Below are 21,265 nucleotides of genomic sequence, written 5' to 3' on the forward strand. Positions count from 1 at the left end.
CGGTCATCACCGACGAACACGACCAGGCCGTGATCGTGGCCCGCGAGATGCGCCACCCGCCCGAATGGCTCAAACGAGAAATCCGTCTACGCGACGGGACCTGCCGCGGGCTGGGCTGCCGCACCCACTGGAAGCACTGCGAACTCGACCACACCCTGGCCTGGGAACACGGCGGCAAAACCGAGCTGGATAACCTCGCCCTGCGCTGCAAGCCGGATCATCTGGCCAAACACAACGATGACTGGCACACCACCCAGGAGCCCCACGGCGTCATCCGCCACCAAACCAGGACCGGCCAAACCTACACCAGCTACCCCGACGGCTCCTGGATCAGCCACGGCCTCCAACCACCCCCACCCCCGCCACCAGACCCCTACAACGACACCACCCCACCACCCTTCTAAATGCGAGTGCAGGTTTGCGATGGCGTCTAAGCCTGGTAGGGCTCCCGAGCAGCAGCTGAGCCAGGCATCCGGCATCCAAGCGCAAACCCAACAGCCGAACCAGCGCGAACAAGCCGCGCTCCTCAGCGGCCTGTGCGATTCCCAGGTGGCAGGCCGGTACAGAGTATGCACTGGCGGATCCGGCCGGAAGGCGAGGCGCCAACAGGCCGAGCCGCAAGACGCCTCCGAAGTTGGGCGGCTCCGGTCATGCGTGAAGGGACGACGGGTGACTAAGGGATGACGGATGACGCTCACTTACTGGTCCTCGGCGGAAGAACCTTTCCCGGCCGAACACCGCCGGCACCTACATCTGCCGAACACCCCCGCACCCATACCTTTCGGACGCCCCAGAAACCTACACCGGCCGTATACAGCCGGCACCACATCTGCCGGCGACCCGGGTACTTACTCCGGCTGGGCGCGGCGGTAGGCGGTGCCGTCCGCTTCCCGCGCAAGGCAGCGGTAATCGACGAGGGCGCGGCGGAGCATCGGGATGTCGTCGGTGAAATCGGCGAGGCGGCTGTTCACTTCCTTTTCAGTCAGCGTCTGGCCGGGGCCGATTACCCGGTCGCGCACGTAGTGCAGGACCTTCAGCCGGTCGGAGGCGCGTCGGGGCAGCGATTCGATCCGGCCGTCAACGAGGAACCGCTCCGGACCTGAGGGTTCGGGCCGGCGGGCGTTGGCCAGCGCGGCTTTGAAGACGTCGCCATCCGGCATGAGCCGTCCGTCTTCGTCGCGGACGAGGCCGGAGCCGACCAGCCTGCCGCGTTCTTTTTGCGTGAGCTCCGGCTGCTGGCCGAGGACCACCGCCGCGTAGAGTTCGCGCAGGCGGTGGCTCGCGAGTGCCGACAACAACTGCTGCCAGCCCGCGGGCGAGGCGGCATGTCCCGCCTCGCCGGGTTCCGGCGTCGTACTTGCAGGCATTACTGGCCTCCGTTCAGGCTTCCCCTGTCTCCAGCAGTCGGACGAAGCCTTCTTCGTCCAGGATTCGCAGGCCCAATTGCTCCGCCTTGTCCAGCTTGGAGCCTGCGCTCTCGCCGGCCACGACGTAGTCGGTTTTCTTGGACACCGATCCGGACGCTTTGCCGCCGCGGGTGATGATGGCTTCCTTTGCCTCGTCGCGGCTGAAGTTCTCCAGCGATCCGGTGACCACTACGGTCAGGCCCTCCAGCGTCCGCGGTTTGCTTTCGTCCACCTCGTCGGCCATGCGGACTCCGTGCTTGGCCCAGGTGTCCACGATCTCGCGGTGCCAGTCCACGGCGAACCACTCGGTGAGTGCGGCGGCGATGATCGGGCCGACGCCGTCGACGTCCGCGAGCTGCTCCTCACTGGCAGCCCGGATGGCGTCCATGGAACCGAATGCTGTGGCCAGGGCGCGGGATGCGGTGGGGCCGACGTGCCGGATGGAGAGGGCTACGAGAACCCGCCACAGGGGCTGGCTCCGGGCCTTCTGGACTTCCTTGAACAGCTTCTGCGTGGTGGCCGAGGGCTTCGACGGGGTCTTCGCGGTCGGCTTGGTCCAGAAATACGGGATGAGCTCCCACTCGCCGGTGCCGACGCCCTTGGACCGCTTTTCCCGCCAGACTTTGACGTCGGCCAGCGCGTCGCGCAGGGCCGGGTCTTCGTAGTCCTCCGCGAGCTCGAAGATGCGCGCCTCGTTGGTCAGGACGCCAGGGCCTTCAGGAGCCGGGCGGCCGCCGATGGTCGCAGGGTCCGGGCCGGGTCCCGAGGTCAGCGCGATGGCGGCTTCCCAGCCGAGGGCTTCGATGTCGAAGGCGCCGCGGCCGGCCACGTGGAAGACCCGCTCACGCAGCTGCGACGGGCAGGACTTGGCGTTCGGGCAGCGGATGTCGACGTCGCCCTCCTTCGCCGGCTTCAGCGGTGTCCCGCAGGAGGGGCACTCGGTCGGCATGACGAATTCCCGTTCGGAGCCGTCGCGCAGGGCCACCACGGGACCGACGATTTCCGGGATCACGTCGCCGGCCTTGCGGAGCACGACGGTGTCTCCGATCAGCACGCCCTTGGCCTTCACCACGTCCTGGTTGTGCAGGGTCGCCATCTCCACCGTGGAGCCCGCCACCTTGACCGGTTCCATCACGCCGTAGGGCGTCACCCGGCCGGTGCGTCCGACGTTGACCTGGATGTCCAGCAGCTTGGTGTGGACCTCCTCCGGCGGGTACTTGTAGGCAACGGCCCAGCGCGGGACACGCGAGGTGTGGCCGAGGGCCCGCTGCAGGGCGAAGTCGTCAACCTTGATGACGATGCCGTCGATTTCGTGGAGCAGGTCGTGCCGGTGGTCGCCGAAGTGCTCGATGAATTTCAGTACGTCGTCGTAGCTGTCCAGCACTTTGAAGTACGGGCTGGTCGGCAGTCCCCACTCCTGCAGCAGGGCGTAGGTCTCGGACTGGCTGGACGCCGCGAGGCCCTCCCGCGCGCCGATGCCGTGCACGAACATGCTCAGCGGCCGCTGGGCCGTCAGAGCGGGATCCTTCTGCCGGAGCGATCCGGCTGCGGCGTTGCGGGGGTTCGCGAACGGCGCCTTGCCGGCCTCGACCATCTGCTCGTTGAGTTCGAGGAACGCCTTCGAAGGGATGAATACCTCGCCGCGGATCTCGACCTCAGCGGGATGGCCCGAGCCCTTCAGCGTGCGCGGGATGTCCTTGATGGTCAGCGCATTGTGCGTGATGTCTTCGCCGGTGTGGCCGTCGCCCCGGGTGGCGGCGCGGACCAGCTCGCCGTTCCGGTACAGCAGGTTCACCGCCAGGCCGTCGATTTTGACCTCGCTGAGCCACGTCAGCTCGTCGACGCGGCCCTGCTTCTCCACGGACGCCGTCGCGCGGCCAATCCAGACCTGCAGCTCCTCGAGGGAGAAGACGTCCTCCAGCGAGTACATCCGCTGCAGGTGCTCCACCGGGGCGAACGCCGCGGACACCTCGCCGCCGACTTCCTGTGTCGGCGAGTCGTTGGCTACCAGTTCGGGGTGCAGCGCCTCGATTTCCTCAAGCCGCCGGTAGAGCTGGTCGAACTCGGCGTCGGAGACGAGCGGCGAGTCCTCGTTGTAGTACGCGTACCGGTAGCGGCGCACGTCCTCGGTCAGCTGCTCATACTCGTCCCGGATGCCTTGGGCGGGGATTTCGTCCGTCTGCGGTTCGACTCTGCTCACGGGTTCTATCTTGCCCTAACAGCGCCGCTGGCCCCGAGAACCGGGCGGAAATCATGCCGGGCCGTCAGTCCTCCGGGTCGCGCTGCGAGTCCAGCAGGGGCAGGTCCGCCGGGGTGACCAAATGGGAGGAGACGGCATGTTCCACCAGCCGGGCCCTCCGGTTGGTAGCCAGCTTGCCTCCGCCGCCGCGCAGGCCGGCGACGCCGACCCGGTCCAGCTTGTCGCAGACGTTGTCCAGCTTGCGGTTGAACTTGGTCATCGGCCAGCCCAGCCGCGCGGCGGCCTGGGTCGAGGACGGAATGGAGCTCAGCCCCGTTCCATCGCGCCGCAGCATCGGCTCGGCCAGCACCACGATGAGCGCCTTCTGCGAGTCGGTGAAGACCACGGGGCCGATGGTGGTGTCCCCCACCGAGTCCTGCTCGCGCGCCTGCTGGCGGAAGGCCGGCGTCTTGACGTGGACGGACAGCTCATAGGTCGTCGGCCCGGCCGTGAACACCACGTTGGTGTGGCTGAAGACCATGGGAATCCGGGCCCCCGGGGCCAGCCAGGCCTGCATCCCGCCGCTGCTGTCGGCGATCGTCGCCGAGATCATCGTTCCAACGTTCGTCATCCACCAGATGCCGTCGTACCGCGCCAGCTCCAGGAATTTCCGGTGCAGGTACGGATTCTCGTCGATCTCCAGGTCGCCCTCGCGGCCGATGCTGAAAACCCCGTCATCCTTGGCCTCGAACCATTCGCCGCAGAACTCGATGCTGAGTTCGGCTCCGGCGGTGTCCCCCATCTTCGTGACTTCCTTCCGTTTCATCGTTGCGGCCGCTGAGACGGCCGGCGGCGCGGCAGGTACGCCGCAAATCTGTTGCCGGGTCAGTCCGCGCAGCCGCGGACCGGGTCGGACGACTTCCCGTTGGCCCGCAGGACCACGACCTCGATGCACGTGCGGTCGTTCCCTGCCACCGGCACCGTGACCTTGTCCTCGCGGATGCGTTCCGGCTCGCCTTTGCCCAGCGCCGTGACCGGGGTCCAGATGAACATGTCCCCGTCCCGTTCGTCCGGATTGGTCCAGCTGAACGTGGCCTGGGCGCCGTCGATCTTTCCGTTCAGGTCCTCCGGCGGCACGATGTTGCCGGCCAGTCCGTCGATGGCGTTGGCCGGCGGCTGGCTGACCGGCGGCGGAGCCGCTTCCTTCTCGGGTGCCGGCAGGTTGAGGATGGCAATCGCGCCGGCGGCCGCCAGCACCGCTGCGCTTATGGCGCCGGCAGCCAGCAGCGGCCGCTTCTTTCCGGGTACGACGGCGTCGTCCCCGGTCCGCGGGTCCGCCGGCTCCTCCGGAGTGCGGGTCCAGGACCGCATCACCGTCGCGTCGTCGGCCGCGGGCGCGGTCTCCCCCGCGGGCAGCGCGGCGGTGGTCCCGGCGCCGACGGCCGGTACCGTCCGGGTGGTGTTCCTGTCGGGAAAGACCGGCCGGCCGAGCGCGGGCGAGCGGGTGGTGCCGTCCGGATCGATCGCCACGATCTGGCGCACCCGGGTGGCGTCCCCGCCCTCATCGGCGGGCAGGTCGTCGCCGGGATGCGCCTCTTCGAGCACCTCGAACGGGGTGACGGACAGGTTGAGCTCTGCCTGGATCCGTTGCAGTGCCAGCGCAAAGGCATGAGCGGAGCGGAATCGCGACGCCGGCGACTTCGCCATCGCGGTGGCCAGCGCCTGCTCCAGCGACTCCGGCACGTCGGCCCGGCGCAGCGAGGGCAACGGGGCAGTGGCGATGCGGTTCATCAGTTCGCGCTGGGAGTTGTCCCCGCCCGGCCGCACGAAGGGAGACCGTCCGGCGAGCAGCGTGTAGAGGGTCGCGCCGAGCGCCCAGATGTCGACCTTGATGCCGTCCGCGTTCGAACTGTGAAAGACCTCCGGCGGGGACCACGGGATCGACATGCCGGCGTCGTCGTCCACGCTGTCCGTGGTGCCGGAGATCCCGAAGTCCGTGAGCGCCGGCCGGTTGTAGTCGGTGACCAGGATGTTGGCAGGCTTGATGTCCCGATGCACGATGCCGGCCCGGTGGGCGGTCTCGACAGCGGACGCGACCTGGATTCCGAGCGAGAGGACCTCGTCGACGCCGAGCGGCCCGCGGCGGTACCGGACGTCCAGGCTCGGCCGCGAGCAGTACTCCATCGCCAGGTAGGAGTGGCCGTCCGCGGTGATGTCCGCCTCGTAGATCGTGACGATGAACGGGTGCGTGGACAGCTGCGCCATCAGGTTGGCTTCGGACTCGAAGCGGCGGCGCGCGCCCTCCGTCTTCAGGTCGGCGACGAGCACCTTGACTGCGACCTTCCGCGTCGGCCGGTCCTGTTGGTAGAGGTAGACGTCGGAGAAGCCGCCGGAGCCGAGCAGGCTGACGTAGCGGTAGCCGTCGATGGCGGGAGGCGGCGCGGGCGGACGCTTTGAGCTCACAGCAGGTCCTCGAAGCGCAGCGAAACGCCGTCGCCCAGGTCCGCGATATCGCCGTCGAACAGGATCATTGACTCGCCCTGGCCCAGACGGCGCGGGGGCTGCCCCTCGCGGATCAGCATGGTGCCGTTGGTCGCCTTCAGGTCGCCTAGGATCACGTGCCAGCCCTCGAGCCGCACCTCAAGATGCGAACGCGAAATGTCGCCGCTGACGCTGCGGACCTGTACCAACTGGGGCATGACGTTGCCCTGCACCCGGGAGGCAGCCGGCTGCCGGCCGACAATCACCGGCCGGTCGAGCTCGATGACCTCGCCCGAGGACAGCCGCATCTTGCCCAGGCTGGGGCGCTTCACCTCGCTCGCGTCGCTGGCCAGCGGCGCGGCACACCGGGAACAGGCCGAACGCGTCGGCGGGTTGGCGTGGCCGTGTGGGCAGACCCGGGCCAGCACCATGGGACCGGTTGTCGCCCGGGGCTCGGCCGGGGTTCCCGCGGGTGAGGCTGCGCCGGACAGGTTCTGCAGGTCGCTCCGCATCAGGGTCTGGCCGTCGTGGTCCCCCTCGAGCGCGGACCCGGCTCCAGCAGGAGCAGCCGGCTGCGGAGGCGTGTCAGGAGCAGCCGGCTGCCCGGAGGTGGGCTCGGTGGGCTGGATCCGTCCGGCGCCCTCGGCGGGCTGGACAGAGGTGGACTGGATCCGCCCGGTGGCTTCGGCGGGCTGGACAGAGGTGGACTGGATCCGCCCGGCGGCTTCGGCGGCCTGCGATTCGGCCGCACGGGCACGGGCGGAGGCCGACGGGGTCAGCCACGGCACCGAGTCGATCAGGCTCGCGGTCTGCTGTGCCGGGACCGGGGCCTGCGGGTGCGGGCCGGCGGGGGCACCGGTACCGACGGCGGCGGGCGGGGTCTGCGCCGGGGGCACCGAGGGGGCGGCCTGGCTGGCAGGCGGATTCGCCGGCAGGTTGGCACGCTGGGCCTTGGTGTGGACGACGGTCTCCTCGATGTCGCCTTCCTCGCCGGGCTGTGCCGAGCCCGAATCGGCAGCGTCCGGATCGTCAGCGTCCGAGCCAGCAGTGCCGGTTTCCGCTGCGCCGAGGTCCCCGGCGGCGAAGTCTTCGGCAGCCAGGTCCTCGGCATCGCCGGGCGTCAGGATGGTTTCATCGGAGGCCGGGGCGTCCAGCGGGTTTGGCTGTTTAACGCCGGGGTCTTCAACGCCGGGCCCGGGCGCGGACGCGGGCCGCGGGACTTGACCCGCAGGGGCCTGGCCCTGCCGCTCGGAGGCGGAGGTGTGCGCGGGCCGCGCCGGGGCCTGGTCCCGCGGCTCGGAGGCGGGGGGCTGCGCGGGCCGCGCCGGGGCCTGATGCTGGACTTCGGGGACCGGGACGGGCTCTTGCGCCGCCGCTGCTTCCGCGCGGGCTGCGCGCACGAGGTCCGCCGCCTCCTCCTTGGACGTACCGCTCAAGGCGATTCCGCCGTCGTCGTTCCCCACCCTGATGCCACCGAGCTGGACCACGCCCTCGGCCAGGGGCAGCCAGCGGCAGGCGCCTTCCTTGCCGGCGTTGATCACGACGTCGAAGGCCTCCTGTTCGGGCAGCAGGCGCTCGGTCCAGGTGGTCACGCCCTGGCCGGAGAGTTCGGCGGCTCCCTCGGGGCAGTCGGTGTTGACCACGACGTCGCCGCGCAGGATGGCGTGCATCCTGCCGTCGTAGGAGATGATGGCGAACTCGGGCAGGGCCGCGAGGTCCGTGCCGTAGCCGCTCACCACGGCGCCGAGCACGGACTGCAGCGTCGGGCGGCTCGCGAGGACCGCCCAGAGATCATGCACGACGTCTTCCCTTGTCCCGCTGTCCAGCAGCACGATGGTGCCGCCGCGGACCAGCCCCAGCCACGAGCCGGGGCGGTAGGAAATCGCTGGCATTAGGGTTCCCCCTCGGTCGGTGCTGCGCCGGGTTGGCCGGCGACGGGCCGGGGCAGCGTGTTCGTTTCTTCGGGCTCGTGCCGCGGGGCCGTGGCCTCCTGCTCGGCCTCGCAGGCCAGTGCGGCGTCGACCACCAGGACGGTGATGTTGTCCCGGCCGCCCGAGCGCAGCGCCGCCTGGATCAGGCCCTGCACCGCGTCCTGGGGCCGCTCGTTGGAATTCAGGATGGTGTAGATGTGCGCGTCGCTGACCTCTGAGGTCAGGCCGTCGGAGCAGATCAGCAGCCGGTCCCCCGATTCCACCGGCAGCATCCAGAAGTCCGGCTCGGCGTCGTCCCCGGTGCCCAGCGCCCGCGTCACCACGTGGCGGCGCGGATGAACCAACGCCTCCTGCGCGGTGATGCGGCCGGACTCCAGCAGTTCCTGGACCTCGGAGTGGTCGATGCTGATCTGTTCGAGCTTGCCTTGGCTCAGCCGGTAGGTCCGCGAATCGCCGACGTTGAACACCAGCCAGTAGGCGACTCCGCGTTCCTCGACCAGCGCTGCCCCGGTGACCGTGGTGCCGGCGCGGGAGGCCGCGGCGATCCGGATCCGGCGGTCGGCGTCCGCCAGCAGCTGCTGCATCTGCGCCGCGCCCAGCGGTCGTTCGCGCGCATACTCGGCCAGCGTCTCCACGCAGATGCGGCTGGCCACCTCGCCGGCTTCGTGGCCGCCCATGCCGTCCGCCACCGCGAAGAGCGGGGTTGCCGCGACGAAGGAGTCCTCGTTCAGTTCCCGGCGCAGCCCGCGGTCAGTGCCGGCGCCGACGGTCAGCCGGATGGAGTCGAGGTGCCGCTCCTGGTCGCCCTGCCGCTCCTGGTCGCCGGTCATGCCTGCCCAATGGTGAAGCTGCGGTCCCCGAAGTGCACTGTGTCCCCGATCCGGGCGGCGACGGGGTTCCCGGGGGTGAGCTGGGTGCGGAGGCCTTCCGCTCCCGTGACCGCCGTGCCGTTGGTCGAGTTGCGGTCCGCGACCCACACGGTGCCGCCGTCCACACGGAGCTGCAGGTGCGTCTTGGAGACGGAACGTCCCATGTCGGCGAAATCGATCAGGTGCTCGACGTCCTCGCCCTCGGCGGCGGCCGGGTTCCGGCCGATCAGCACCGTGCCGTCGACCGTGACCTGGCGCCCGTCGTCGAAGCGGATGGCTATGCCCCGCGGCTGAGGTACAGGGGCGGGCGCTATGCCGGCAGGCGCTGCCGTGGCAGCGTCCGTGCGAAGCCGGGTGAAGGCCAGTTCGTCCTCCGCCGGTGCCGGGGGTCCCGCGGGACGGGAAGCGGACGACGCCGGTGCCTCCTGCGGTGTGGATGCCACCGAAGTGCCGCCTGCCGTCGTGCCTTGTCCGGACGCTGCGGCCGAGGCGGAATCTGCGGCCGGGGCGGACGCTGCGGGCGCGCTGAAGCCGGGGATGCCGGAAATGATGCCGCCGGAGCCGGCCTCGGCCGCCGCGGCGTCGAAGGCGGGCCACTGCTGGCCCGCGAAAACCGGCTCGGCCACGGGGGCAGCGCCGTAGAGTCCGCCGGTGGTCAGCGGATCCCGGCCGGCGTTGACGTCCAGCACCAGGGTCTTGGCCACCTTGTCGTGCCAGCCCTGGCGCTTGTGGTTGGGGTCCCAAAGATTGGAAATCACGACGACAATCGGGCCGGCGACCGGGACGACGTTGCTGACCGCGAGGATGAGCCCGCGGATGAAGATCGCGGCCGCGCCCGGCGCCTCGCCGTCCTCGCTGGCGGTGCGCAGGCCGAGCAGGACGTTGCCCGGGGTCTTGCCCGAGCGGGCTTCCCACAGCCATTTCCAGATCGTGTAGGCGAGTATCAGCACGGAGGCAATGCCGGCGGCGAGGAAGAAGCCGCCCAGCGCTGCCGCCGTCGCCGTTTCGCTGCCGGTCGACGCCGCCGAGACCACCGACGGGAGGCTGATGCCGTAGGCGATGCCCGCCACGACGGCCGGAGGAATCCGGTCAACCAGCCATGCGCCGAATCGTTTGCCCGCCGACGCGCTGACGAGGTTCAGTCTTGCCGCCACGTACCGTCCACTCCCTCGTCTTGTTGCCTGCCCGGTGACTCTACTTTACGGGGCGCTTCCGCGCCGCCCGCGCGCAACATACCGGGTGCTGCGGCGCGCCGTTTCGCCATGCGGGACCGAACATCGGCCAGCAGGGACCGCAGCGAGTACTTGGCCCGCTGCCGCTTCCAGAAGCCTGCGCCGGCCGACATCTCCTCCAGCGACTTGTCCACGGTCTCCCAGTACTGCCGGACTTGGACTTCCGTGGGTTCGCCACGGCCGAAGACCGCGGCGTCGGCCCGGCGCGCCAGCAGCGTGGTGGTGCCGGAGGCGGACGGGAAGGCTTCGGCCAGCTCGGCGGCGTGTTCCCGGCGGGTGGCACGCGGGGCGGCCGTGGCACCCATGTCCATCGCCAGGGAGACGACCTCGCTCCAGCCGCCGCTGACGCGCGTGCTCGGCAGGCCCTCCGACGCACGCCGCTTGCGCCGGCGCAGTTTGAGCCAGGCGATCAGCAGCAGCGGGATCATCAGGACGATGACCGGAATCAGTGCAACGCCGACGACGGTGAACAGCCAGCCCCACTGTTCCCAGAAGCCCTTGTCGTTCTGCTCCGCGTCCTGCGGCTCCGGGGCCGAGTCCGGCGGAAGCTCGGCGGGCTCCTGCGGCGGGGGCGGCGGCTGCAGCACCTGCGGCTTGGGCGTGGACTTCGGCTGCTGCTGCGGGGGCGTCGGTTCATTGTCCTTGTCCGGCGTCGGGTCGAAGGCCACCCAGCCGGCATTTTCGAACGCCACTTCCACCCAGGCGTGGACGTCCTTGCCCTTGATTTCCACCGGGTCGGCGGCGGTGCGCTCCTTCGCCGGGTCCGGGTAGAAGCCCATGACCACACGGGCCGGCATGCCCAGCTGCCGGGCCATCAGCGCCATCGCGACGGCGTACTGCTCGTCGTCGCCGATCATCTGTTCGGCGTCCAGGAGGGCGGTGATGCGGCCGGCGCCGTGGCCGGAGAGGCTGCGGGCCTCGTCCTCCTTGCCGTTCGAGAAGAAGCCGTTCTCGTGCAGCGCCCGTTCCAGCTGGCGGACCTGTTCGATCGGCTCGGTGGCGTCGCCCGCCAGCTCGTTCGCCTTGGTCGCGATGATGGGCGGGACCTGGTCCGGTTCCGGCAGCGACAGCCGCGCGAAGCCGTCCTGGGCCAGCCGGCCGTCTTCCGGCTGCTCCGGGAAGGTCACGTTGACCGAGTAGGTGTCCTCGGGGCGGATGTAGGACGTGGCGAGGGCGGTCTCCGAGTCCTCGTTGTAGTAGAGCGACCCGCCGACTTCCTTGGCGCGCGGCCCCGCCATCGCCACCCCGTTGAGCTGGCCGCCCGCCGGGAGCCACACGCCGGTGTAGTCGCCGACGCTGAAGTCCAGCTCGACCGACTCCCGGTCACCGGTGAGCGTGCCCAGCGAGCTCGCGTCCCCCACCGGCGCGTAGTTTCCGCCGCTTTCGGGGTTCACGTTGTAGACCACGCCGTCGTAGGTATCCAGTGCCGCCAGCCGTACCCGTTCCCCGGCAGGCAGCCCGCGCACGGTGAAGAGGGTCTCTTCCGACTTGTCCTTCACGTACTGGCGGAAGTTCATCAGCGGAGACGGATAGTCGTAGAGGTCAACCGGGGGAACGACGACGTCGCGGAGCACCTTGCGGTCTTCGTCCGCGGTGAGTGCCGGAGACGCGAGGGCGGTCGCCGCCGTCGCAACGGCCAGCACGCCGGCTGCCAGGCCGGCGCGGCGCATGGTGGAGGCGCGGCGGGCGGCCGGCTCGGCCTGACTGAGCCCCGCTCCCCCGGCCAGGCCGCCCGTGCGCGCGGCGTGGTGCCGCCAGGCCAGCCAGGCGACGGCCGCGGCCACCAGCAGCACGCCGCGCAGGAGCGGAAGCGTCGGCGCGTTGGTGCCGAACGCGATGCCCAGGATGAACAGGGCTGTCACGGGAAGCGCCGCCCAGCAGAGTCCCCTGGTCCGCCAGGCGAGCGTCCCGGCGAGCAGTGCCGCGGTCAGCGAACCAAGGAAGGGCACCACGAGCATCCCGCCGCTGACGCCGACGGGCGCGGCCACGGTCAGGATGTCCTTCCAGGCGAAGATGAAGCCGGTCAGCACCGTGCGCAGCGACTCGAGCGACGGCAGGAACCCGGCGATCGCCTCCGTCGGTGCAGCGAAGGTGCTGCCCAGGACAAGGTAGGTGACCAGGCCCGCCGTCGCCGTCGCCAGCAGGCCCAGCCGGTACCAGGCGCAGCCCAGCGCGAGCGCGAGGCCCAGCAGGACACCGCCGATGCCGGCAACCAGGTAGCGGGGATCCCCGCCGAAGACGTTGTGGAAGCCGAGGACACCGAGCGTCAGGAGCAGGGCCAGGACCGCGGCGTCGATGCCGATGCTGCGCCAGGAGCGCGGCTGGGCGAGTCCCGGTGCGCCGGCCAGGAGCCCCGGGCCGGCAGTCCGGCCGGCAGTTTGGCCCGCCGCGGCGCGGCGGCGCGCGCGGGTCGGTTCGTTGTCCGGGCTGCCCGGGCTGTCGGTGGTGCTCATGCGGCAGCCTTCCTCAAAACAATGCCAAGGTCTTCCAGGTTGCCGAGCGAGAGCACCGTCAGGTCGCCGATCGTGGCCCGCGAGGCCTCGGTGCCGAAGGAACAGCGGATCGCGAAGGCGCGGATGCCGGGCGGGATGGTGGATGCCGCGCGGCGGAGTTGGGTCGGCGTGGTGTGCGCCCCGGTGACCAGGAAGAACACGGAGGCGTTGGGCACGGCGTCGGCCGTCGACCGCGCCAGCTCCACGGCGGTCGCCCGCTGCGGCCGGCCGTCGATCCGCGTCATTTCGTCCAGCAGGTTCCGCCCGGTTTCGCTGCGCAGCGGGCCCTGCTGGGTCATCACGCTCAGGTTCCGCTGCTCGCGGATGGCCTGTAGGCCGATAGAGGCCCCGGCGGACACGGCCAGCTCGAATTCGGCCTCCGAGGCGTATTCCTCGGTATTCGTCGAAACGGCAATGGCGAGGTGGGCGCGGCGGGTTTCCTCGAACTGGCGGACCATGAGCTGGCCGGTGCGGGCCGTGGTCTTCCAATGGATGTGCCGCCGGTCATCGCCAGGAACATAGTCGCGCAGGGCATGGAAGGACACATCGGCGCTCGAAAGGTCCTTGGTCGGCAGGCCTTCCAGGTCACGGATGAAACCGGAGGCCGTGCCCACCAGCGCGGTGGTCCTCGGGTGCACAAAGAGGTCCGTCGGTTCGGTCCACACCATCTGCCGGCGCAGCAGGCCCAGCGGGTCGGCACGGACCGAGCGCACCGGCCCCACCACGATCACCGCGCGGCGCTGCGTGGGAATGGTGAACAGGTCCTCATGGACCTGGCCCGGCTGCATGCGCGGCAGCTGGAACACCGCGGTGCCGGCGCCCACCGGCAGCTCCATCGCGGCCGGCAGCAGGGGCTTGGCGGCGGTGTTGGTGACGGCAATACTTCCGACGGCGTGGTCCCCCACCGCGACGCGGGTGCGGGCCAGGTCCAGTTCCACTCCGTAGGAGGACCGGCCGAGCACGAAGCCGACGGCGATCAGCAGCAGCAGGGCGGCCATGAAGCCCGCCGTCCGGGCTTCCGCCCAGCCAAAGGCCGCGCCGAGGCCGAACAAGAGCACACAGGTGCCCAGCACCATCCAGCCCAGCGGCGAAACGACGGCGAGGACCGGCCGCACGTGGCGCTCCAGCAAGGCCCCCGCTTTCTTCCACCACGGCGCCACGTATTCGCGGCCCAGGCCGGCGGCCTCCGCCAGCACTGACCGCGGGTGCAGCCTGCTGCCCGCCGAAGGAAAGACACCGGGGAGGGCCCCCCGGGCCACGCGCGCCAGGGCGCCCCGTGCCGCCGCCAGCCGGCCCTCGGCGGTTTTGGTTGTCGACATGCTCGCCTCTGCCGCCGGGACTAAACGGCCGCGGCGCGCTGCTGCGGCGCGGCGACGTCCGCCAGCACGCGGCTGATCACGGCTTCCGGCGTGGCCCCCGCGAACTCTGCCTCGGGGTCCATGACCAGCCGGTGCGTCCACACCACGGGTGCCAGCTCCTTGATGTCGTCCGGCAGCACGTAATTCCGTCCTTCCGAGGCAGCCCAGACCTTTGCCGCACGCACCATGGCCAGGGCGCCGCGGACGCTGACGCCCAGGCGGGTCTCGTCGACGGAGCGCGTCGCTTCGCACAGGTGCGAGACGTACTCGAGCACGGCCGTGTCCACGTGGTTGCTCGCGGCCAGGTCCGCCATGTCCGTGACGGCCTGGGTGGTGATGATCGGCGACAGCGCGGCGGAACGGTCCCGCGTGGTGGCGCCGCCGAGCAGCTTCACCGTCGAGGCCAGGTCCGGGTAGCCGATGGATGTCTTGATGAGGAAGCGGTCCAGCTGCGCCTCCGGCAGCCGGTAGGTGCCGGCCTGCTCGATCGGGTTCTGGGTGGCGATCACCATGAACGGACGGCCGGCCTGGTAGGTCACACCGTCCACCGTGACGCGGGATTCCTCCATGACCTCCAGCAGGGCCGACTGGGTCTTCGGCGATGCCCGGTTGATTTCGTCCGCCAGCACGACGTTGGCGAAGATCGGTCCCTTGTGGAACTCGAAGTTCTGCGTCTTCTGGTCGTAGATGGTGATGCCCGTGACGTCCGAGGGCAGCAGGTCCGGGGTGAACTGGATGCGGGAGTTGGTGCCCTGCACGGTGGCGGCCAGCGAACGGGCCAGCATGGTCTTGCCGGTGCCCGGGGCGTCCTCGAGCAGGACGTGGCCTTCGGCCAGCATGGAGGTCAGGATCAGCTTGACCACGTGCGACTTGCCCAGCACCGCCTGGCCCACATTGCCGACGAGTTTCTCAAAGGTCCCGGCGAACCATTCGGCTTGCTCTGCAGTCATCGTCATCGTGGTAGCTGTCTCTTTCTCGCTGATGTTGGCTTCGGAACTGATGCTTGGTCGCCGGTCGCGTGCTGCGGGAGGCGGCGGGCGCAAACGATTAAGCCGTCGGGCGGCGGCCGCCGGGGATCATTCTACGGACTCCCGCGGACCGGTGCGAAGGGGAGATCTCCCCAGCGCGCCCGTCCGCAACGACGCTCATCCGCTCCACCCGTGCATGTGGAAGGTGCCGTAGCCCTCGATGGTGACGAGCAGGTCGTCCGTATAAGGCGGCGACATGTTGGCGATGCAGTTGGTTTCGCCGGTGATGCCGCTGTAGCTGGTGATCCGCAGCGTGGTGCGCCCGTTGTTGGGGTCCAGGTTTTCTTCCGTACCGCGGCAGGTCATGGTCACGGAGCCGAGCGGGAAGTTCCGGTAGCCGACCTTCACCCGGAACCAATTCCTCTCGCCGCGAACGATCACCTCCTCGCCCCGGTAGAGGCCCGTCACCGCCGCCGGGGAGGTCGACTGCGAGCGGCTGAAGCTCTTGCTGCCGTCGGCCCGGGTCACCGTGACCACGATCGTGTGGGTCTTCCCCGGCTCCTCGCCGCTGGTCCAGCTGCCGCTGCCCGCGTTGACGGCCTGGCCGTTCACCGTGACCGAGGATCCCGTGACCTCGCGGCCGTTGCCGTACTGCTGCCAGTTGGTGTTCCAGGTAAAAGTCACCTTCGGTCCGTTGACCGAAGCGCCGATGTTCGAGGCATCCGTGATCGGCCCGTACGCGCTGGTGGCGTTGGACGCGGCGCTGGCCGCACCAGGTCCGCCCGCATTCAGGGCCCGGACCCGCCAGGTGTGGTTCTGCCCGTTGGTCGGCGAGGCCGCCGTCGCTCCCGGACCGGACAGCGGCAGCCAGCCCCCGCCGTCGAGCGAATACTCGTAGCCGGAGATGGCGCTGCCGTTGTTGTTGGGCGGGCTGAAGTCGAGGCGGACCTGCTCATTGGTCCCGGTCGCCGCCGCGCGGACGGACGCCACCTGGTGCGGGACACCATACGGTACGACGGCGGCGGAGCGGCTGCTGAGGTCGCCGGCGCCGGCCTTGTTCCGGGCCAGGACGTCGAAGGTGTAGCTGCTCGACGTCTTCAGCCCGGTGAGCGAAATTCCGGTGGTTCCGGCCGACAGCCCGTTGCGGGAATCTGCCAGGGCGCCGTTCTCGAAAATCCGCAGGTCGTAGGACTCCACCGGGGCGCCGTTCGTGTTGGCCGGGGCGGACCAGGCGACATCGATGGAGCCCTCGTTGACCTGGCTGGTGGTCCGGGTCGCCGTCGGCGTGGACGGCGCCCCCGGCGGCCCGGCCGGAATCTCGGGCGAGGAGTAGCCGCTGAAGTCCGACGGCGTCGTCGCGCGGTTGTTGGCCTGGACGCGGACCTTGTAGGCGGTGCCGTTGGCCAGGCCGCTCCACACCAGCGAGTTCCCGGTGACCTTGGACTTCTGCAGCTCTCCGGCCGGCGGCGCCGGGGAGATTTCCAGGTTGAAGGACTCTACCGGGGACCCCTCCGAGGCGGGCGCCTGCCAGGTCACCGTCAGCGAGCCGTCGCCGAACTCCAGCTGCGGCGCGGCCGGGGTCTCCGGCTTGACGTCCGGGCGCACCGTTCCCGAGGCCGGCGACGGCTCCGAGGTGCCGACGGCGTTGGTCGCAGTGACGGTGAAGTTGTACTCCTGGTTGTTCGTCAGGTTATCGAGCGTGCAGGTGTTGGCGGCGCATTCCTGGCTGAAGCCCCCGCCGCTGACGGTGTAGGAGGTGACCGGTTCGCCGTTGTCCGCCGGCACGTCCCAAGTCAGGACGGCCGTGCGGTTGCCCTCGCTGACCATGCGCGGCGTGGTCGGCGCATCCGGCTTGCCCTTCACCGTCAGCGTGACCTCGCCTTCGGCTTCGCGGTCCGGGTCCCCGGTAGCGTCCTGGATCCGGTACACGACCAGCATCGTGCCGACAAAGTCCTTGGCCGGCGTGATCTGAAGCGACTCGCCGCTGACCGCCGCGGTCCCCTGGCCGCTGTCGAGCGGGCGGGTGCTGAGGATCTTCAGCGGCGTCTCCGGGAACGGGTTGGAGTCGTTCTCGAGCACCGGCACCGTCACTGTGTCGCCCTGGTGCGCGTTCTGCACGGCGTCGTCTACCGCGACGGCCGGCTGCCGGTCCGTCGCGACCACGCTGATGGTCACCGCGGCGGAGACCGGGTCATGCTTGCCGTCGGACACGCTGACGGTCACCGTCCCCTCGGTGCCCTTCGCGGTGCTGTCGTCCGCGCGGGCGGTGAGCACGCTGCCGTCCAGGGAGACATCCACCCCGTCCACGCCGCCATCGAGGGCGAACTTCAGCGTGTCGCCGGGATCCGGGTCGCTGGCGGCCCGGGCCAGGTCGAGGGTAACGGGCTCGCCGCCCTGTGCCACCTGCAGCGAGTTGGCGCTCAGCACCGGCGGGGAGTTCTGTTCGGGCCCGGGCAGGACGGTGACGGGCAGAGTCAGTACGGCCGTCAACCCGTCCGGGTCGTCCGGGCCGCTGCCGTCGGTCACTTCGAAGGACACCGAAGCCGGGCCGGCATAGCCGTCGTTGGAGGTGAAGGTGACGCGGTCGGCGCCGTTGATCCGCGCCGTGCCGGCCACGGCCGCGACCTTGTTGTCCTGGGTCAGCCGCGGCGTCCGCCCGTCGCGCACCGTGACGAGTTCGCGCAGGTCGAGCGCCAGCGGATCGCCGGAGCGCACCTTGAGCGGCGTCTGGTCCGCCAGCGCCGGCCGCTGGTCGCCGTTGCCGGGCACCACCACGAAGGCCGTGGACGAAAGGCCGTCCATGTCCTCGAGCGTATAGGGAATGATCTGCGTGTCCGCGCGCACCGGGACGGCCAGCGTCCGGTCGTCGGCCACCCGTGCCCCGCCCGCCGGGTCGTCGACGCTGATGGCCAGCGCGGCCAGGTCGCCGTCCGGGTCCTCGTCGTTGTTCAGGATCGGCACGCTGACCTCGTCGCGGCCGGTTGTCTCGGCCACCGCGACCCTGTCGTCCCGCGCGACCGGCGGCAGCAGCGGAGCGTCGGCGTCCACGGTGACCGTCACCGTGCCGGTGGCGCTTCCGCCGCGGCCGTCCGTGATGGTGTAGCGGACGACGGCGGTGCCTTCCGTTTCCGGGGCCTGGATCCTGAGGCGGCCCTCGCGGATGCCAAGGTCCAGCTCCGCCTCGGTGGTGAGGCCGCCGTCCGCGAAGGCAAGCCGGTCCCCGTCCGGGTCCGAGTCGTTCTTCAGCACGTCAACGGAGAGGCTGCGGCCCGGGCGGACGGCGGCCTCGTCGTCGACGGCGTAGGGCGGCTGGTTGGCGTCCGACGTCGGCGCGACGCCGATGGAGACGGTTCCGGTGGCGCGGGCGCCCAGCCGGTCCTGGACCACGTAGGTGATGGTGTCGGTGCCGGACGAGGCGGCACCGGCGCTGTATTCGATGGCGTCCGCCTTGATGACGGCGGTGCCGAGGGAAGGCGCGCGGTCCAGCCCCGCCAGGCCCACGGAATCGCCGTCCGGGTCGATCCCCTCCAGCGGGACCGGGATGCGGACGGTCTTGCCCGCCAGCACCCGCGCCGTGAGGTCCTCCGGAACGGGAGCCGAGTTGCCGCTGTCCAGCGGGTTCACCCGGATCCGCACCTGGGCGCTGGCCGTCTGCCCGTCCGGGCCGCTGATCCGGTAGACCAGGGGCACCGTCTTGCCGGCGGTGGCCGGTCCGGCCTTGAAACGCAGCTGGTTCCCGGAGATGGCCACCGTACCGTCGGCCGGATCCGGGCTTTCGGCGAGCTCCGCGTCCAAGGTAAGCGCCGCGCCGTTGGGGTGCTCATCGTTGTCCAGGACCGGAATGGTGACCACGTCGCCGGCGCGGACCACGGCCTCGTCGTCGGTGGCCCGGGGCGGGAGCAGTTTCCCGGGCGCCGGCACCGGGTAGATCCCCACCTCGCCGGTCGCGCTGCCGGAGCCGTTGGAGACGGTGTAGGTAATGGTCAGCGGCGCGTTCAGTCCCCGGGCGTCCTCGACCCGGAGGATCGAGTGGTTCAGCACCGCGACCTTCACGGCCGCGTCGCGCGGGGCGGAGACCGACTGCACGACCAGGACTCCCCCGGCCGGATCCGAGTCGTTGGCCAGCACATCCACGAGCGCCTCGCCGCGGGCCGGCAGCAGCACCGTGTCCCGCACCGCCGTGGGCAGGCCGGCGTCCTGGTCCGCGCCGACCACGTCAACACGGATCAGTCCGGGCGCGCTGGTGGGCCCGGTAGTGGCCAGGTACTCGAGGTAGTACGTTCCGGGAGTCTTCGAACGGAAGGTGACGGTGCCGGCGTCGTAATTGCCCTGGACCTCGGCATTGGGCACTTCGCCGACGTTCGCCAGCCGGAGCGAACCGCCGGTGGGATCCACGTCATTGCGCAGCGGGAAGATGGTCGCGGCTTCCCCGCCGGCCACCCGGATGTGGTCCGGGTTGGTAATTGGGGGCAGCTCGCCGCGCGGCTTGACCTGCACGGTCACCTCGCCGGTAGCGGTGGTCCGGCCGTCGGACACCGTGATGGCGACCTTCTTCTCGCCGTCGGACACCCCCACGTCCTGGTAGGTGAGCAGGCCGTCCGCTCGGGTCCGCACGATATCCCCCGGGTCCTCCGCGGCCGCGCCGACGAGCAGCAGGTCATCACCGTCCGGGTCCAGCCAGTCCGTCAGGACGTTCTGGCTCAGGCTGCGCCCGGCCTCCACGGCCAGGATGGTCTCGCGCTTCTGCTCGGGCGCCTGGTTGGATCCCGGGGGCACCACGCGCAGCCGGACCCTCGCCGAGTCCGTGCCGCCGCGTCCGTCGTCGACCTCGTAGCTGAAGGTGGAGCTGCCGGCGGCGGAAGCCGGGACCACGGCCTGGAGGCCGGTGTTCTCGTAGATCCGCTGGACGGTGCCCGCGGCGGGCTGGTCGCCGGTGACCTTGACCGTCAGCAGGTCCCCGTCCGGGTCCGAGTCGTTGAACAGCACCGGCAGCACGGTGGTGCGGCCGGCCCGCACGCCGAACTCGTCATCCGTGGCCGTGGGCGGTTGGTTTTCCTCGAGGCGCTCCGGCAGCCGGGTGGCCGCGGTGATGTCCGCCGACTCGGTCGTATCGTTCTCGTCCTCGCCCTTCGGCGGGATCAGGTCCGCCCAGTTGTTGACCAGCTGCAGGTTCTTGTTGACCAGCCAGACGTTGCCCGCATTGATGTCGTTGAGCACGACCACGTCACGGTTGGTCCGGAACACAAGCTCGGAGTCCGCGCCGAGCGACGGAATGGGCAGCGACAGGTCGAAGGCATTGTCCGCGCAGTCGCGCAGGTACGTTCCGTTGCCCGGCCAGGCGGCGTGGACACAGCCGCCGACTTGCACCGGCGCGATGGGCGGGGCCGGATTCGGGACCCGGGTCAGTTGCGCCTCGCCGCCGTCCAGGGGCTGGCTGAGGAGCCCCGCAGAGGTTGCGATGCCGACCCGGTCACCCGCATCCCCGGGCTGCTGCAGTTGCGCGTCGCCGGCACCGTCCAGCTCGACGGCCCTCCCGCCGGGCAGGTAGGCGGTGCCGGCGTCCGGGACCAGGACCACAGGCTCGTCGCCGACCGTGGTCAGCTGCAGTTCGGCGGCACCTTTCATGCCCGGCAGCTCCTGCGCCGAGACCTCCTCGAACGCGCCGCCGTCCGCGCGGTACCCGGTGAGCATGCCGGTGTCCGGCGTCGCCACGTAGACCGTGTCTTCATCGCTAACGACGGCGACAGCGCCCGGCTGGTCCTCGGCCAGAGGCTCGGCACCCTCCGGGGAGAACGATTCCAGAGAAGCGGCGTCGACCGCCCAGACCTGGCCCGCGGCCGGATCGCTGACGGCCGCCACGGCCGTGCCGAGCGACAACCGGGCCGACCCCGGGAGCTGGTTCTCCGCGCCATGGACCATGTCGGCGACACTGACCCGGCTCACCGCGTTCTGGTCCAGGTTCTGCAGGAGCACGGTGGCTGCGTCCTGCTGCACATCGAAACCGGTGCTGGCGGGCTGGAAGCCGCCGTCGAGCAGCTGGGACTGGTAGTTCAGGTGGCCGACCAGGCCCTGGGCCTTGTTGGTGACCCACACCCCGCCGTCGTTCAGGTCCACATCGGCGGTGTCGGTTCCCGGGTGGAGCAGAATGCCCGCGGCGACCACGGCCAGCGCAACCGAGAACGCGGCCGCGGGCGCGGCTCTGCGGCGTGACGCGCCGCGGCGCGTCCGGCCGGACAAACTCAATTTCACACGGGACCTTCGACTGGTTGTTTTGCCGGCGGCCCGCTTGCCGCCCGGGATAAGTCTAAACGGTGTACTTAATCGTTGCGACGGGCAGATCTACCCATCC

General features: G+C 70.4%; 12 protein-coding genes. 1 reads left to right on the forward strand and 11 read right to left on the reverse strand.

All coding sequences use genetic code 11. The features are described 5' to 3' along the window. Window positions 1–404 (forward strand): HNH endonuclease (locus tag AHIS1636_RS15465; RefSeq protein ID WP_264796736.1); only part of this gene is annotated, 404 nt, incomplete at its 5' end. A gap of 444 nt (window positions 405–848) precedes the next feature. On the opposite strand, the gene AHIS1636_RS15470 is transcribed toward AHIS1636_RS15465, so the two are convergent. From AHIS1636_RS15470 to AHIS1636_RS15520, 11 genes are all read right to left on the reverse strand, one after another. Next, on the reverse strand, window positions 849–1,367 hold the full coding sequence (locus AHIS1636_RS15470; protein WP_264796737.1) for a DUF2087 domain-containing protein: 519 nt from the start codon (window positions 1,365–1,367) through the stop codon (window positions 849–851). Window positions 1,368–1,380: 13 nt separating this feature from the next. Continuing rightward, window positions 1,381–3,606 carry an NAD-dependent DNA ligase LigA gene (gene ligA / locus AHIS1636_RS15475; RefSeq protein WP_309298616.1) on the reverse strand — a complete coding sequence of 742 codons (2,226 nt, stop codon included), beginning with the start codon at window positions 3,604–3,606 and terminating at the stop codon, window positions 1,381–1,383. 64 nt (window positions 3,607–3,670) lie between these two features. Beyond that, entirely contained in the window at window positions 3,671–4,387 is a 717-nt protein-coding gene (locus AHIS1636_RS15480; protein ID WP_264796738.1) for a hypothetical protein, read from the reverse strand. Between the two features lie 83 nt (window positions 4,388–4,470). Then, entirely contained in the window at window positions 4,471–6,048 is a 1,578-nt protein-coding gene (locus tag AHIS1636_RS15485; protein WP_264796739.1) for a serine/threonine-protein kinase, read from the reverse strand. Then, on the reverse strand, window positions 6,045–7,958 hold the full coding sequence (locus tag AHIS1636_RS15490) for an FHA domain-containing protein (RefSeq protein ID WP_264796740.1): 1,914 nt from the start codon (window positions 7,956–7,958) through the stop codon (window positions 6,045–6,047). Before AHIS1636_RS15490 ends, AHIS1636_RS15485 begins: the two co-directional genes overlap by 4 nt. After that, window positions 7,958–8,827, reverse strand: coding sequence for a PP2C family protein-serine/threonine phosphatase (locus AHIS1636_RS15495; RefSeq protein ID WP_264796741.1), 870 nt, complete (start codon window positions 8,825–8,827; stop codon window positions 7,958–7,960). Before AHIS1636_RS15495 ends, AHIS1636_RS15490 begins: the two co-directional genes overlap by 1 nt. Continuing rightward, the gene (locus AHIS1636_RS15500; RefSeq protein WP_264796743.1) at window positions 8,824–10,020 is read right to left on the reverse strand and encodes an RDD family protein; all 1,197 of its coding nucleotides are present in this window, start codon (window positions 10,018–10,020) and stop codon (window positions 8,824–8,826) included. The genes AHIS1636_RS15495 and AHIS1636_RS15500 overlap by 4 nt, the downstream gene beginning before the upstream one ends. Further along, complete coding sequence (locus AHIS1636_RS15505; protein WP_264796744.1) at window positions 10,005–12,551, reverse strand: transglutaminase-like domain-containing protein; 2,547 nt, start codon at window positions 12,549–12,551, stop codon at window positions 10,005–10,007. The genes AHIS1636_RS15500 and AHIS1636_RS15505 overlap by 16 nt, the downstream gene beginning before the upstream one ends. After that, window positions 12,548–13,909, reverse strand: a complete 1,362-nt coding sequence (locus AHIS1636_RS15510; protein WP_264796745.1) for a DUF58 domain-containing protein — start codon at window positions 13,907–13,909, stop codon at window positions 12,548–12,550. The genes AHIS1636_RS15505 and AHIS1636_RS15510 overlap by 4 nt, the downstream gene beginning before the upstream one ends. Window positions 13,910–13,929: 20 nt before the next feature. After that, entirely contained in the window at window positions 13,930–14,904 is a 975-nt protein-coding gene (locus tag AHIS1636_RS15515) for an AAA family ATPase (RefSeq protein WP_264796746.1), read from the reverse strand. 189 nt (window positions 14,905–15,093) lie between these two features. Then, window positions 15,094–21,165: an Ig-like domain-containing protein gene (locus AHIS1636_RS15520; RefSeq protein ID WP_264796747.1), complete on the reverse strand. Its 6,072-nt coding sequence runs from the start codon at window positions 21,163–21,165 to the stop codon at window positions 15,094–15,096. Window positions 21,166–21,265: the final 100 nt, after the last annotated feature.

This window comes from Arthrobacter mangrovi, assembly GCF_026011795.1.
Taxonomy (GTDB): domain Bacteria; phylum Actinomycetota; class Actinomycetes; order Actinomycetales; family Micrococcaceae; genus Crystallibacter; species Crystallibacter mangrovi.